We start from the raw sequence: 15,622 nt of genomic DNA, 5'->3' as shown, positions 1-15,622 counted from the left end.
AGCCGCCCAACGGCGGCTGTTTCATTACTCTAAAGGCCCTTCTTCCCTTACCGTCACTCCTCCAACCGATCAAAGTAGAAGCGCGCAGTAAAGTCGATGTCGTTATAGGTGCCGTTGTTGTGTGAGCAGGTCGCGGTGTAGTGCGCGCCTTCGACCTTGCCGTAATCCAACGGGATGCTGAGGTAGCAGTAGTTGTTATTGCCGCCGTTGGTTTGGATATAGGCCTCAACAGCCGGGAAGCCTAAGCCCGGCTGCAGGACGTTATTGCTGTCTACGGTGTATTCGCCGTAGTAGCACGGGATTGGTGTACCTGCTGGCAGTGTTGCATCGTATGTGAAGGTACCTACTGATATGCGGAAGTCGCATTCGGTAAGTGTCCGCCCTGCGTTGACATCCAGCCAGGTCGCGGCGTTGACGCGCAGGTCAAAACCGTCCAGCCAGATCTTGTATTTGATATCGCCCTGGCGTGGATTCGTGCCTGAGGTGGTTTTCTCAAAGAAATCTGAATTACCGTCTCCGTCTGAATCGCCCGCGTTCGGGTTGGTGTAGTCGAGATATTCAGTTTGATCGTTCAGGCCGTCGTTATCGGTATCGCTGATGCGCGGATTTGATACAAAGATGCCTATATCACTGCCGTTAATGGTTATCCGGCGTGGCGGCGTCGCGCCCTGTGGCAGGCCAAGTTCTTCACGGTCGTAGAGTGTGTCGGTGTCACTATCAACAGAGCTTGGGTTAGTACCAAACTGGCTTTCGGCCGCGAGTGTCGATTCGATCTGGGCGACGTTACAGGCCGGTGCGAGATTACAGGCGCGTACGAAGGCGGCGTAGTCGTTCTCCGGTACCTGATTAAAGGTAATGCATGGATTGCCGCGGACAACACAGACGTCACCGCCGTTGCGGTATTCATCGCCGTCGTTAATGCCGTCGCCGTCGGTGTCGGTGCTGCGTGGGTCGGTCTTGAGATAGAACTCAAGCAGGTCCGGCAGGCCATCTTCGTCGGTGTCGGTTTTGGTTGGGTCTGATGTCACTGTGCGGCTTGCGCCCCAGAAGGCTTCGGTCACGACCCAGCCATTGGTTTCGGCGGAGTTCACCAGGCCGTCGCCGTCGTCATCGAGGAAGTCTGCTCCGTCGACCCGGTCGTTCGGGTGGAGGCCCAGTGACAGTTCGGCGAGGTCATTAACGAAGTCGCCGTCGGTGTCTGGGTTCAGCGGATCGGTGGCGTAGCCGCCGGTGAGTTTGTCTTCGAGCATCTGCTGGCATTCTGCTGTGACCTGATGCTCTGCCCAGATTGCGCCGGTGGCCCGGTCTGCCGGAATCGGATCAGGCTCTGCGCCTAAATACGGTGTAATGGTCATGGACGGCACGCTGGAGTCATCGACGTCGATGCTAACCATAGGCGTGACGATGTTGCCATCAACGCGCTGACCGGTGACTTCTTCATAGTCGGTCAGGCCGTCGAGGTCAGTATCGCGCTGGCGCGGATCAAGCCCACAGGCCCGTTCGAGGTCGTCGGTTAAACCGTCACGATCTGAGTCGGCCTGCCCCGGATTGGAGAAGACACGGTAGCTCTGATTAGACCCTCGCAGTTGTACTATCCAGCCTTCTTTGATTTCGGTGTAGTCGGAGAGCGTATCGCACACCTCAAGAGCATTTCCCTGATCGCAGCCGTCGGTATTGATGCTCTCATCTGAACTGCCATGGAGATATTCTTCACGCGCCCAGACGCGGTCAAGGTCTTTGTCCTGCACGTAGGTGAAGTTGTATTGCTGGCCAGAGCGCAGACGCAGGTTATCGAAATCGACGTTCTCGATGTTCAGGTTGTTGGTAAACAGTACCCAGAATCGGGCTTCACCGGCGATGGCTTCCACATCGCGGAAGCGCGTCAGTACGTAATGCTCTTGCCCTGCTTCAACCAGTACGTCGTCGCCGGTCGGGATGGAATCAATCATGCCGTCGTCGCCTGCGCGTATGACCACCTGGCCGGGTTCAATCTCGGCGTTCAGGCTGCTGACTAAGTTATCGTCACCGGAGACATCAGTTTCGGCGATGCCGTTACCGCCATCAATAATCACCGCAGAGGTCGCGAACACTTCCATCGCGTAATCAGGCTCTACCAGAATATCGTCACCACCCGGTACGGTAGCGATGCCGTTGTCGTCACCAGCGGTAATAATGATGCTGCGCGGCTCGACGCTGCTACCCGCCGTTTCGAGTTGTTCGTCGTCGGAGGTTGGCGCGGCGACGGTTTCGACCACACCGTTGCCGCCGTCGCGGATAATCTGCGTGCCACGGATACCGGCAATCTCTAACGCACGTTTCATGCTAATGCCGTTGGGCGCACCAGTGGATGGGTGGTGATCGCTGGCGGTGGCAATGCGGTAGCTTTCAACCACACCGTTACCCATATCAAACGTAATCTCGGCGGTACGGTCCTGAATCTGCTGAGACGTAAAGGCGTAGTTGTTGCCGTTTTCGTCAGTGATGTCGTAGTTCGCTAACTGCACAACTAAGCCACGCGGGTTTTTCATCAGGTCTTCAATTTCTTGCGGGAAGACGTTCTCGGTACGGAAAATAAACGGCCCGCGAGCGGTTTCACCAATGGCACCGATATTCACAGAATCGAGATTCTCGTTTTCCGGTACAAGCGAGCCGATAGGAATAATGCGGCGGCGGTTATTCGGGTCTTGTGCTTGTGCAGTCAGCTCAAGGTTGCTGATTGAGAATGGAATATTGCCGGCGTTGGCCACGGTTACGTCGACACGCATCGACGCACCCAAGACTTCACGGGTAATACTCTCGCGGGTATCGCGGGCGTTTTCGGTGGTCAGTGAGTCGTGGTAGGCCTCTTCGGCGCTTTGGTTACTCTCTTCGCCAAATGAGACGGTGCTGCCCCATTCATTGGTATTGGATGAGGACGTTGTCCGGCTCGCGCTGAATTTTGTGCTGCCTTTGCCACCGCCATCGGTCACGCCGTATTTAATTTCTTTCTCTGCGCTGAGTGTGAGTGAAACGGAGTTTTCAACCGTCTCTTTGGTTGAGTTCTCATTTGCCGAGGAGTACGTCTGGTTATTACCCTGCGTCAGCGTGGCTTCACTGGTGTTGGATTCAGTAACGACCTGCCCGCTTTCATCGGTGTAGGTTAAACGGGTATCCAGCTGCAGATTCACCAGGCCCACGTCGATATCCGGGATCGGCATATCGGCCATCAGCGGATTGCGATTGCCTGACGCCACTTCGCTCGGGTCGTCCATCTGGTCGCCATCGGTGTCGGCCAGAATCGGTGAGGTTTTGAAGAAGACGTATTCAAAGCCATCCTGAATGCCGTCACCGTCGGTGTCTTGCTTGGTGCCGTCAGAATAAATGCGGTTCCATTCGGCGTCGTCATCGAGGGTGTCGCCATCGGTGTCGATACTCAGTGGATTTAAACCGCCGTGGCGTTCGTCGTTATCGGGTACGCCGTCATTGTCTGTGTCGGGGTCGAGTGGATCGGAGCTGACGTGGAATGTTTCTGTGGTGCCGTCGGTACGGGTGACGATCACCGGCCAGCCTTCGAGTTCGATGTAATCAGCGAGGCCGTCTTCGTCGCTATCGATCAGGTCATCGCCATCCGGGCGGGTACCGATGAAAGTGGCCGAATTAGGATTTACCTCGACTTCTTCTGCCGGTGGTGCAATGGCATTACCAGCAATGTCATAGGCATTAACCACAATGATGCTGTATTCAGTGTTGATCTGAGAGCCAGTTTCTAACAGCACGGCCTGCTGGCGGCTATCAACAAAGCTTGCAGCCAGTACCGGGAGGATCTGTTGGGTGTCGGTGCGGGTAATATTGAAGTTAACGACGGAGTCGACGAGATCAGCAGACATGGGCTCGTTAAACTGAACGATGACCCGGCCATTGCCGGCAGAGACGGCGCCGGATACCCGGGGCGGCTCTTCGTCTGTTTCATTAGAGGGAGCCTGCTGAGCGTCCGAGAACACCACATTGACCGTGCAGTCTGCCGAGACGTTGGCTATATAAAAAAGATTACTGGCGGCTGCCCCTCCGCAACCCGTGGCGGACACGAGATTGGCCCCTTCACCCGGTTGTAGCACCATCTGGACGCTGCTGCCCTCAACGACATCGACAGAGTCTGGAGTCACGCTTCCTGCACCGGACACCTGAGCATTTACCCGGAAGCTGTCCGGTCCTTTCAGGTTAGTGCCGTCACCACCACACGAGGCGAGCGCGAATGCCGAAAATACGGCAGCGAGTCTGAGTTGAGCCATGGTTTTTTTATCCTGTCTGGCATTCCACATTGTCAGCACATGGTGTCCATGCGTCAGTTCCGGGCCAAAAACTGGGAGTGGCCTGAACGGTGTACCCTACCAAATTCTGAGTATTTTTTGGACAGCGACTGGCAAGTCACGAAAAAGTCAGCCGGAAATGTCCTGCCTCAACAAAAATAAACAAAAACAATAATTACTTTCATTCATGACAAATTCCTTCATAATGCAAACGATTATCAAATGAGAATGAAAGGAGAACACAATGCGGAGTATCTCAGCAGCCACGCTGATCGTACTTGCGGGTACCACCACCGCGGAAGAAGTCGAGCTGGACAGTCTTATCGTCTCTGGCAGCCGAGCGGTAGAGCGTGTCGCCAGCATTCCTGCGTCGGTCAACCTCCTGGAACAGGAAGCAATTGAGGAAGGATTAAAAGTATCACCGGAGATTCAACAGCTTCTGTCTATTCAGGTACCCGGTTTTTCTCCAGCAAAAGCCAGTACGAGTAACTCCGGATTTAAACTTCGCGGTCGGAATGCGCTGATTCTGATTGACGGTGTTCCGCAGTCTACTCCGCTGCGTGACGGCTCTCTGGGCTTGCGGACCATTGATGCTGCTGCGCTGCAGCGCATTGAAGTGATCAAAGGTTCTTCTTCGCTTTATGGTCACGGTGCTTCGGGTGGCCTGGTTAACTACATCACTAAGCAGCCCGACCCGGATTCTGAATTCAGTGGTGATATTGGTGTCAGCACCCGTTTTTCAGCGGTCGAATTTGAAGACAGTCTGAGCAAACGCATCGACTCAACCGTCAGCGGGACTATTGGTCAGTTTTCTTACCTGGTCAGCGGTGCTTATGACAGCTACGGCGAACAGAAAGACTCCGACGGTGACACTATGGGCCTAGTATATGGTCTGTCAGACCTTACAACACAGAACCTGCTGACTAAACTGGGCTGGGCTTTTGACGACCAGCAACGTATACAGCTGACCTATAACTACTTTGATTCTCAACAGGATACCAACCTGATTGATGAGCGAGGCAGTTACAGTGAAGGCCAGAAAACAATTGCTGTCGACAACGACACAGGCGAAGACCGTCCGGGTGAACCTCAAGGCCCTAAAGACAACTACAACCTGATGGTTAAATACAGCCACGATCAGGTATTCCGGAACACTTCGCTTTCGGTTGATGCGTATAAGCAACGTATCGAGAACGTTTTCTTTTTCAGTACTGCCCTGGCGAACCCAGACGAAGGTTATGACGGCGGTCAATCTGTCATTCTGTCTGAGAAACAGGGTCTGCGGACCGACCTTTCAAGCGTGTTCAGCTTTTCTGATTTCGAAAACCGCGTAACTTACGGTATCGACTATCTTCAGGATGTCAGCTCTCAGCCACTGGTTGATGGTCGTATCTGGGTGCCAGAAATGGATATGAACAATACGGCTGCGTACGTTCAGAATAATCTCAACTGGAACGACAACTGGATGTTCAAAGCGGGGATCCGTTACCAGGAAACCGAAATCGATGTTAATGACTACGACACACTGAAGCTGTGCCGCAACGAAACCACCTGCTCGGTTCCCTTCGCTGTAGAAGGCGGAACGCTGAACTATGACCTGACCACCTATAACCTGGGTGTCCGCTACACGGCGATGCCAGAATTCAGCCCGTTCATTAACTACTCAGAAGGCTACGATATTTCAGATCTCGGACGCCTGCTGCGCAGCGCAACGGTAACCAGCCTGTCTCAGGTCCAGACAGAAGCATCAAAAGTTGAGCATCTCGAAATCGGTGCCAGCAGCGATATCAATAATCTGCATGTCGAAGTTGCGATCTATAAGAGTACGTCGACTCTGGGAACTTCAACGGTTGAAGATCCTAACACTGGCGTATATCTGCCGGTTCGTGAACCTCAGGATATTTACGGCGCAGAAATTCTTGCTGACTACCGTTTTTACTCTGGTGTACTGCTCGGTATGACATACAGCCATATTCAGGGTGAAAACCCGGACACTGATGATCCACTGAGTAACCGTTTTATCAGCCCGGATAAACTGACTGCGTACGTCGACTGGCCGGTCAACCACGCTATTAAAGTTAACGCCGACATTACTCATATCGGAGATCGCGATGAATTCGATGCAGATGAAGACGGCAACTACTCGAACTACGAGGGTCCGATCGAGGGTTATCAGCTGGTCAACGCGCGAATCACCTACCAGCCGGGCGACTGGCAGGTATACGCAGGGGTCGAAAACCTGCTGAATGAAGACTACTTCCCAGTAGCATCACAAAGCCTGACGACCAATGCCAGCTACTATACCGAGGGGCCGGGCCGGACCATAGTGCTGGGTAGCCGCGTGCAGTTCTGATATAACAGCACTGCAGATTAACAGGGTCCGCTCGCGGGCCCTTTTTCATTGAAGAGCTTATGTTTTTCCAAGCCAGACACAAACAGACATTCGTCATTCTGCATCGTTACCTGGGTCTTACTACGGCGATGTTTCTTTTTCTGGCGGGGCTTACCGGCAGCTTTCTTGCCTATTACCATGAAATTGATGAGTGGCTGAATCCGCACCTCTTCACTACCCCTGAAACCGGAACAGACTATCTGCCCGAAGCTCAGTTATTCGCGATTGCGTCTGAATACAGCCAGCAGTCTGGTGGCGACATCAACATGATGCCTCTAGAGTTCAGCCCTGGACGAACACTACGTTTCTACGTCAACGGATCAGACCAGTTCAATCGCCTGTTTCTGAACCCTTATACCGGTGACATTGCGGGCACCCGTGTGTGGGGTGACCTGACAGAAGATGTACGTAATTTTGCAGGCTTCATTTATAAGCTCCACTACACCCTGTGGCTGCCCGGTGTGTGGGGAATCTGGATTCTCGGGATAATCGCGCTGATCTGGACGATTGATTGCTTTATCGCACTGGCAACAACTCTGCCCGTGGTTAAAGTATTTAATCTGAAGTTATTTTTTAAACGCTGGAAGCAAAGTTATAAAATGCGCTGGAGGAGCAAAGGCTACACCTTTCATTTCCTGTTACACCGCGCTGCTGGATTATGGGTGTGGGCATTACTCCTGATATTCGCCTGGTCTTCCGTGGCCTTTAATCTTCGGGATGTGTATCAACCCGTGACCTATAGCCTTCTGGGTACTCCACCGACTGCACCTCGTACGGGCCATGAACTTCCGCCGATGGATCCTGACTCGGCTCTGCAGGCTGCGAGAACAGAAGTCCTCAGTGTCGGTCAAACTCACGGGGTCGACATTGGTTGGGAACGCTCACTAAGGTACATTGAGGCTTCAAACACTTACCAATACCGCTTTCATTCTTCACGCGATGTCGATGCGGATATCGCACGGTCTGTGATCTATATTGATGCCCACCACGGTACTCTGCTGGCGACATTCTGGCCGACGGGACAGTATGCCTCCACAACCGTGACTCAGTGGCTGTATGCCCTGCATATGGGCGAGGTGTTCTCGTGGCCCTATCAGCTTCTGGTATGCCTGCTTGGTCTGCTTGTTGCGTACTTCAGTTACAGCGGCGTGCTCATCTGGTGGAAGAAACGCAGCAAAAGAAGGTAACGCCTTCTTGTTTTCTGGCACAGACTACGCAATCCAACGTATTGCCCTGAAAATCTGCCTGAGGTTTACTGAAATCATCAACCTGATGACTGGCAGCACTTCTCATGCACAGAAAGATCGTAGGCGGCGGATTTAAGAAAGTTCTCTATACGCTGAATACTGTCCGCCGTATTGGCGTGAAAGACGCGGCAAAAGCCCTCGCTGCACATAATGCCTGTAAGGCCTGCGGACTGGGTATGGGCGGCCAGCGCGGTGGCATGATCAATGAGCTGGATGAATTTCCGTCGGTATGCAACAAAAGCGTTCAGGCACAGTCGACGGATATCCAGGGGCCAATCCCGCTGCCGGTGTTTGACCACACCATTACTGACTTCAAAGAGCTGTCGTCTTACGAAATGGAGCATCTCGGTCGGCTGGGCACACCACTGCATAAAGCCGCTGATGCGAACACTTTCAAACCGATGGCCTGGGATGACGCCATTGCACTGGTTCAGGAACGTTTTAAGGCGTCTGCGCCGGAGCGAAGCTTCTTTTATACCTCGGGTCGTTCATCAAACGAAGCCGCATTCGTGTTGCAGTTAATGGCGCGCTTATACGGCAGCAGCAATATCAATAACTGCTCATATTTTTGTCATCAGGCGTCTGGTAATGGACTGGCCACCACAATCGGTACTGGAACCTCGACAGTTGAACTCGCGGACCTGGGTCAGGCAGATCTGATATTTGTGCTCGGCGCCAATCCATCGTCCAATCACCCCCGTTTTATACATCAGCTGAAAAACTGCCGTGAACGTGGTGGGCAGGTCGTTGTGGTTAACCCAGCGAAAGAACCTGGGCTGGTGAAGTTCGCCGTGCCGAAAAGCCCGAAATCATTACTGATGGGCGGAAATGAAATCGCCTCAGCATATCTGCAGCCGAATATCGGAACAGATCTGGCGGTATTTAAAGGCATTGCCAAAAGCATCATCGACAACCACCAACACGATCAGGCCTTTATTGAGCAGTACACCCGTAACTTCGACGCCTACCTGCAGGATATTAACAAGACCTCATGGGATGAAATCGAAGCGATTACCGGGCTATCACAGGATGAAATCGCCGACGTTGCTGCATTATATGCACGTGCGGAGCGCGCAGTATTCGCCTGGGGCATGGGCATGACCCACCACCTGCACGGCGTAGAAAATGTTGAGGCGATTGCGAATCTGGCCATGCTGCGTGGCATGTTGGGTAAACCCGGCGCTGGCCTGCTGCCATTGCGTGGGCACTCTAACATTCAGGGCGTCGGCACCATGGGGGTGAAACCGGTGCTGGCCGAACAGGTTTTCAGCGCCATTGAAAGCGAGCTGAATGTGTCGTTATCGCGCCATAAAGGCATGGATACTATGGCCTGTCTGCAAGCCGCAGAACGCGGTGAAATCGACAATGCCTTAATGTTGGGTGGCAATCTATATGCTGCTGCACCGGACAGTCTGTGGGCAGAAAAGGCACTGGACCGTATTCCGTTTAAAGTCTTTCTGACAACTACGTTAAATCAGGGCCATGTGCATGGCTGTGACACCAGCGAAAGCATTATATTCCCCGTGCTCGCCCGTGACGAAGAACACGATCCGACCAGTCAGGAGTCAATGTTCAACTACGTGCGCCTGAGTGACGGCGGCATTGATCGCCTCGAAAACCTTCGCTCCGAAGTCGATATACTGGCGGATATAGGCACTGGAGTGATTGAATCCAGCCGTTTTGATTTCTCGACATTTAAGAAACACGCCACCATCCGCCAGGCCATCGCCAAATCCATTCCGGGCATGCAGGATCTTGCTGACATTGATATTGCTAAGAAAGAGTTCTTCATTCGCAACCGCATTAAGCACAGCCCTGAATTTAATATGCCGGATAACCGGGCGGTGTTTATTGTGAACAGCCACAAGCCAGAACGCACTGAACTGCCACAGCACGCCTTTACGCTGATGAGTATCCGCAGCGAAGGCCAGTTCAATAGCATCATTTATGAAGAAAGCGACAGCTATCGCGATACGAAGCATCGCCACTGTGTGCTGATGAACGAAGATGATATCGCAGAACTGGGTTTGCAGGAGAAAGACAAAGTCACCCTGCGTTCTGATACCGGTGTAATGCGTAACTTAGACGTTGTGGCCTTTGATCTGCCGCGTGGAAATATCGCCGCTTATTATCCTGAAGCGAATGTGCTGGTCGGCCAGACTGTCGACCAGCGGAGCCGGACACCTGCGTTTAAGTCAGTACCGGTGTCGGTGGAAAAGCATGCGTTGATTGATAGTGCCGGATAAACATTCCGGCACTCACTGTCCTATCTGAAATGAAGATATGTCGCTAAAGTCGATGTTCCAATAATACTTTCAGAAGGATTTGATTATGCTCAAGCGAGTAGCGTTCGCCATACCTGTTGCCTCCCTATTACTCACCGCATGCGGCGGTCAGGAACAAGTGACATTTGACACCCGCGCCACGGACATTCAGAGCTGCATTATCGGCCGCTGGCAGGAACTGTCGATCAATGACATGGATGACGTATCCGCTGGTGAGTTTGTATTTTCAGCTGATGGAAACCTTTACCAGGAAGATGTCACTGAACTTTCTTTCTTTGAAATGCTTCTTGCAAGCTTTAATGATCCGGAAGAGTTAGGAGCCACAGCAGTTCTTACTCCAAGAAAATGGATTTCCGTTGACGATCTGATATTAATCGGGGATATACCTGGTGCGTCAGTGACTGTCCGAGGGAATACAGGCGAAAGCGCTCTGGCTGACGCCTACGCGACGCTTGAACCTCAGACCTGGGATCTTTCTGCTGTCGAATATACCGGCTACAACGTCCACTGTGACAACGGCTATATGACAGAAGTTGTCGTGGATGAGATCGATAACTACAACAAAAACTTTATGCTGAATGATGACATCTCAGTATTGACGTTTGATACCGATATCCGTACCTATCAGCCGGACACCTCACGGCTAGTGCGTCAGGAAACCCAGCTGATGACGCTGAACAATGACGGAAGCTTTATCGTCACGAATGAAATCACCTATCCGGAGACCCCCAGTCAGGACTCTTCAGGCGGTATTGGTGGGGAATACGAATTCAATAACGGAAAGGTAATTCTGTCTTTCCCACACTGCGACATCTGCCCTGAGATTGAGTTTTATGATCACGGCTCTGTAATTTCTGAAACGTCGGTATATATGGAGCGCCTGTAAAATCAGTGCAGCGTAAATTAGATCGCTGATTATTCTACTCAGCGATCGTCTTTACCTAGACCCGGTCCCTGCTTATAAGCAGGTTCAGAATCCATATGCTCTGGGGTGTCTGCAATAGAAGAACCAAATATTTCAGATTTTCCGGCGGGACGAGGAAGAACTGACTCATAAACAAAAGGCAGAGCATATAACGCAAGCAGTAGTACCAAGAGAATCGGCGGATAGCCTTTCAATAGAAAATTCATCAGTAAATAGAAGCCGATAATCCCGATCGAGACTTCGAATATGATTGATGGAATATTCGATACCCAGGACGATTCCCGTAAAGTTGAATGCCTGATCAGGAATAAGCCAATACAACACAAACTGCTTAGAACAAACGCGGAACCAAGTACAGCATGGACAGCGTAATTTGAATCAGCCAGCCAATACATAGGCACGAAGAAAGCACTGACCCATGCATTCACAAGCAGCCCGAGTTCAGTCAGTGCTATTCTGCGCCAGTCTTTACGCTTACGGTTCACATGCCTGAGTTTGTAATTGCCAATTTTGGTGCGCATTGTTCTACTTCGCAGTCCTTTTACCACCAACACAGAGTGTACCTGAGCCCCCCGCAGTAGCTGAAATTTACCGTCGAATTATGCTACCTTCCCGCTTTTTTACGAGAGCTGCCCCATGATCTGCGGTTTCGACTACGGCACTTCTAACTGCGCTATCGGCGTTGCTGATAACGGCGATATCCGCCTATTGCCGGTCGATGGCGAGAAATCTTTTATGCCATCTGCCCTCTATTCACTGGCTCGCGAGCTTATCACCGAGCAGGTCAGCCACGGCATTACGTCTGGTCGCGACGACTTTATCGCCCTGCGCAAGCCGCAACTTCAGATGGCTCTGCGTGCCCGCAATGAGCTGGATCTTATGCCTGACGACGATGTGACGTTTGTTGGCCATGAAGCATTCCGTCAGTACTTTACAGACCCAGAGGAAGGCTATTTCGTTAAGTCACCCAAATCTTTTCTGGGTGCCAGTGGTCTTCGCCCTGAGTTTGTCGGCTTCTTTGAAGATATCGTCACGGCCATGATGCAGACGATTAAGCGACGTGCTGAGGCGAACCTGGGTGACTCGCTGACCCGTACAGTGATTGGCCGCCCGGTGAATTTTCAGGGTATGAATGCAGAACAGAGTAACCAGCAGGCACTGGCTATTCTGACGACCGCTGCCAAGCGCAGTGGTTTTACAGGTGTGGAGTTTCAGTATGAGCCGATCGCAGCTGGCCTGAGTTTTGAGCGTCGCCTGGACGAGAACAAAACCGTGCTGGTCGTGGATATCGGCGGTGGTACCAGTGACTGTGCCATGGTGCGTATGGGGCCGGATCACCTGAATAAAGAAGACCGCACGCCGGACTTTCTGGCACACACCGGTGAGCGTGTGGGCGGTAACGATCTGGATATCCGACTGGCTGCAGAACAACTTATGCCTTTGTTTGGTATGCGCTCGCCACTTAAAAGTGGTAAGCCGATGCCCACTAAAACGTTTCTGGATGCTGTGGCGACGAACGATGTTTCCGCCCTCACCCGCTTCAGCAGCCTTGAAACCGGGCTGTATCTGGAGCAACTTCAACGTGACTGTACTGAACCGGATGTGATCGCTCGTTTGATTAAACTACGTAAGAACAAGCAAAGCCCACAACTGGTTCGCTTTGCTGAAAATGCAAAGATCGACCTGTCGGACAACGACTCCACCCACGTTGATCTGGGTTTTGTTGAGAAAGCCCTGAGCACCGACATTTCCCGCGCTGAACTGGCCGACGCGATCGAACGACCGTTAGAACGTATCATTGCTCTGATGCAGGAAGCGATTGATCAGGCAGGGGTAACTCCTGATCTGATCTTTGTGACGGGAGGGAGCGCGAAGTCTCCGGTCATCCGTGAGGCGGTCAGCCAGGTGATTGGTGATCTTCCATTACTGGACGGCGACCACTTCGGTAGTGTGGTGTCCGGGCTGACGGAATGGGCTCAGCGGATTTACCGCTGAGACGATGATCCGCAGCTGAGACATTCGTCCCAATACGGTTCTTTCCCGAGGCGTTCAATCACGTAGTCGATGAGAGTACGAATGCGCCGGGAAAGATGACGTGAACGCGGGTACACCGCGTACAGATTCATCCCAAACCACTCGTATTCCTGCAATATGGGAATCAGGCGCCCCTCAGAAAATGCATCATGAAGTGTGAAAGTGGGCTGGCAGCCCGCTCCTAAGCCGCGCTCGGCCACCGAGATCAGCGCTTCTCCATTGTTAGAAAGTATCGTCGGGCTGAGGCGTACCTCCCCTTCTTCACCCGTCGGGCTTCGGTACGGCCAACGTCCGGGGTGACGCAGGTTGCTGTAACCCAGCGCAGGTATCCCTGTGAGATCATCGGGATGATGAAACGGCCCGTGCTTTTTCTCAAATTCCGCAGAGCAGTAAACCATGTGGCGCACACGGGTAACCCGTCGCGCAATCAGCGTCGAATCTTCCAGGTGGCCAATCCGGAACACAAGATCGAAACCGTCTTCGACCAGGTCAACACGTCGGTCAGAGAGATCAAAATTGACAGTCACCTCTGGATGCATTGCCATGAAGTCACTGATAACAGGGGCCAGATGGAGGATTCCCAGACTCAGCGGCATCGATATTCTGATGTTGCCTCGCAGTGTAGAGACAGACTGCATAACCTCCTGCTCAGCCTCGTTCCAGTCGTCCAGTAACTTACGGCAACGGTCGTAGAATAACTGGCCGTCATCCGTCAGATGCATAGTCCGGGTGGTTCGCTGAAGCAACTGAACCCCCAGGCGCTCTTCGAGTGCCTTCATCCGGCGACTGATGGCAGAGTTTGCCACACCGAGCTTCTCAGCCGCTTTCGAAGCGCTGTGGCACTCCACCAGCGTGACAAACACACGGACTTCTTCGAGCTCATTCACTCTGCTACCCACCTTATATTTCTGATTTTCAGAATAATATTTTGAATACTACGGTATTTTTCTGGAATACGTGCAGGAATATTCTGGTGTCATTCACTACTGAGACACAAGGAGTCCAGACATGACACATATTCTTCGCGTTGATGCCAGCATGAGAAACGAAGGTTCCGTAAGCCGGGTACTTGCAGACAAACTGGTCGCCAGACTCGCGACTGCGGATAGCACTATCACTGAACGCGACCTCGCAAAGGGCATCGATCTGATTAACGAAGCCTGGATCGGTGCCAACTTCACTGACCCGGCAGACCGTACCGACGCTCAGAAAGCGGCTCTCGCGAAATCTGATGCGCTGGTTCAGGAGCTGCGGGAGGCCGATACGCTGGTGATTACCGCCCCGGTCTACAACTTCCATGTGCCTGCGGCACTGAAGGCCTGGATCGATATGATTGCCCGTGCGCGTGAGACCTTCCGCTATACAGAAAACGGACCGGAAGGTCTGCTGACCGGTAAAAAGGCCTACATAGTCGTAACCTCAGGTGGCACGGTACTGGGCTCTGAGTACGACTTTATCAGTGGCTACCTGAGGCATGTTCTGGGCTTCATCGGTATTACTGATGTCAGCTTTATCGACAGTAGCGGCCTGATGCTGGACGAGACAAAAGCAGCGAAAGCAGAACAGGACATTTCAGAAGTCGCCTGAGCAAGGGTGACGGACGTGTTCTGAACCCTCCTCAAACCTGCTTCTGATGCCTGGCATCCGGCTTTATCCGGATTGTCAGGCAAACCTCCGGAAAGCGTCTACACTTAAGGTGTTAACGCGACTGCAATTCCCACACGGAGGTAATTACTATGTCTGACGCTACCGCTCAAACCCAGGACGTTTCTCAACTTCAGAGCGAAGTTGATCGCCTGGAAGAGGAGATTCAGCGTATCACCAACAAGCTTCAGAACGACGGCTTTATCGCTCGTGTTCCTGCCGCAATGATAGAGAAGGAGCAGATCAAGCTCGCCAAATATGAACAGCAGCAGAAAGCGTTAAAAGCTCAGATCAGCGAAGCAAATTAAAGTTATACGAAGGTCACACGACCTGACAGTTCAGTTCGTAGGTCGTGAATTTTCTTCCCATCAGTTCTGTTTCGCAGACAGAGTCTGCCATCCGCCTCAACGTTTTATAGACTTTGCGGGTTTCCAACAGATGAATTCTGGCGGTCTGATGCCCCAGCTCCCCCGCCCAGATCATCAGTTGCCTGAATATTGCCGGTCCGATCCCCCAGAAATCCGGGGCCAGAACCAGAGCAAGTTCACATCCCTGCTCGTCTGGCTGCACACCACACCAGCCCGCCAGCTGTCCCCCTTTCAATACGGCTTTGATCCTCCCCTTACCACTGGCTTCAAGGGCTAGTTTAGAGGCCACCCACTCCCGGGTAGTCGCTTCCGTAAATTCAGGATGATCGACAAGGTGCGTCCGCACCTGTACAGAATTCAGCAAGCGGGTCAGAGCATTGAGATCTATGCTGTTCAGATCGGTAAAGGTAAGCGACATAGCCGGGAAACATCCTGATTTAA

The 15,622-nt window shown here is 52.5% G+C and carries 11 protein-coding genes; 7 read left to right on the top strand and 4 right to left on the bottom strand.

What is annotated here, in order from left to right; all coding sequences use genetic code 11:
- Positions 1-53 precede the first annotated feature (53 nt).
- The gene (locus Q1L85_RS07870) at positions 54-4,268 is read right to left on the bottom strand and encodes a hypothetical protein (RefSeq protein ID WP_300432791.1); all 4,215 of its coding nucleotides are present in this window, start codon (positions 4,266-4,268) and stop codon (positions 54-56) included.
- 262 nt (positions 4,269-4,530) lie between these two features.
- On the opposite strand from Q1L85_RS07870, the gene Q1L85_RS07865 reads away from it, so the two are divergent.
- From Q1L85_RS07865 to Q1L85_RS07850, 4 genes are all read left to right on the top strand, one after another.
- Positions 4,531-6,639: a TonB-dependent receptor gene (locus Q1L85_RS07865; protein WP_300424814.1), complete on the top strand. Its 2,109-nt coding sequence runs from the start codon at positions 4,531-4,533 to the stop codon at positions 6,637-6,639.
- A gap of 59 nt (positions 6,640-6,698) precedes the next feature.
- Positions 6,699-7,865 (top strand): PepSY-associated TM helix domain-containing protein, encoded by a 1,167-nt coding sequence (locus tag Q1L85_RS07860; protein ID WP_300424813.1) that lies wholly within the window; start codon positions 6,699-6,701, stop codon positions 7,863-7,865.
- A 104-nt stretch (positions 7,866-7,969) separates the two neighbouring features.
- Complete coding sequence (locus tag Q1L85_RS07855; RefSeq protein ID WP_300424812.1) at positions 7,970-10,171, top strand: FdhF/YdeP family oxidoreductase; 2,202 nt, start codon at positions 7,970-7,972, stop codon at positions 10,169-10,171.
- 85 nt (positions 10,172-10,256) lie between these two features.
- Positions 10,257-11,096, top strand: a complete 840-nt coding sequence (locus tag Q1L85_RS07850; protein ID WP_300424810.1) for a hypothetical protein — start codon at positions 10,257-10,259, stop codon at positions 11,094-11,096.
- 38 nt (positions 11,097-11,134) lie between these two features.
- Here Q1L85_RS07850 and Q1L85_RS07845 read toward each other — a convergent pair whose 3' ends face one another.
- Positions 11,135-11,656 carry a hypothetical protein gene (locus Q1L85_RS07845; protein ID WP_300424809.1) on the bottom strand — a complete coding sequence of 174 codons (522 nt, stop codon included), beginning with the start codon at positions 11,654-11,656 and terminating at the stop codon, positions 11,135-11,137.
- A 115-nt stretch (positions 11,657-11,771) separates the two neighbouring features.
- Between Q1L85_RS07845 and yegD the strand changes: the two genes are divergently transcribed.
- Positions 11,772-13,130 (top strand): molecular chaperone, encoded by a 1,359-nt coding sequence (gene yegD / locus Q1L85_RS07840; RefSeq protein ID WP_300424808.1) that lies wholly within the window; start codon positions 11,772-11,774, stop codon positions 13,128-13,130.
- Here the strand turns inward: yegD and Q1L85_RS07835 are convergent.
- Positions 13,121-14,056, bottom strand: coding sequence for a LysR family transcriptional regulator (locus Q1L85_RS07835; protein WP_300432789.1), 936 nt, complete (start codon positions 14,054-14,056; stop codon positions 13,121-13,123). The genes yegD and Q1L85_RS07835 overlap by 10 nt on opposite strands.
- Before the next feature lie 121 nt (positions 14,057-14,177).
- Here Q1L85_RS07835 and Q1L85_RS07830 point away from each other — a divergent pair, with 121 nt between their 5' ends.
- Together Q1L85_RS07830 and Q1L85_RS07825 are read left to right on the top strand one after the other, a co-directional pair.
- The gene (locus tag Q1L85_RS07830) at positions 14,178-14,756 is read left to right on the top strand and encodes an FMN-dependent NADH-azoreductase (RefSeq protein WP_300424804.1); all 579 of its coding nucleotides are present in this window, start codon (positions 14,178-14,180) and stop codon (positions 14,754-14,756) included.
- Between the two features lie 149 nt (positions 14,757-14,905).
- The gene (locus Q1L85_RS07825; RefSeq protein ID WP_300424802.1) at positions 14,906-15,121 is read left to right on the top strand and encodes a hypothetical protein; all 216 of its coding nucleotides are present in this window, start codon (positions 14,906-14,908) and stop codon (positions 15,119-15,121) included.
- Positions 15,122-15,134: 13 nt separating this feature from the next.
- Here the strand turns inward: Q1L85_RS07825 and Q1L85_RS07820 are convergent, their stop codons facing one another.
- The gene (locus Q1L85_RS07820) at positions 15,135-15,599 is read right to left on the bottom strand and encodes a GNAT family N-acetyltransferase (RefSeq protein ID WP_300424801.1); all 465 of its coding nucleotides are present in this window, start codon (positions 15,597-15,599) and stop codon (positions 15,135-15,137) included.
- Positions 15,600-15,622 lie beyond the last annotated feature (23 nt).

The organism is uncultured Thalassolituus sp. (assembly GCF_950066645.1).
Classification (GTDB): Bacteria; Pseudomonadota; Gammaproteobacteria; order Pseudomonadales; family Oceanobacteraceae; genus Thalassolituus.
Note: the sequence above shows the minus strand (reverse complement) of the source record. Positions and strands in the feature narration are given on the sequence as shown.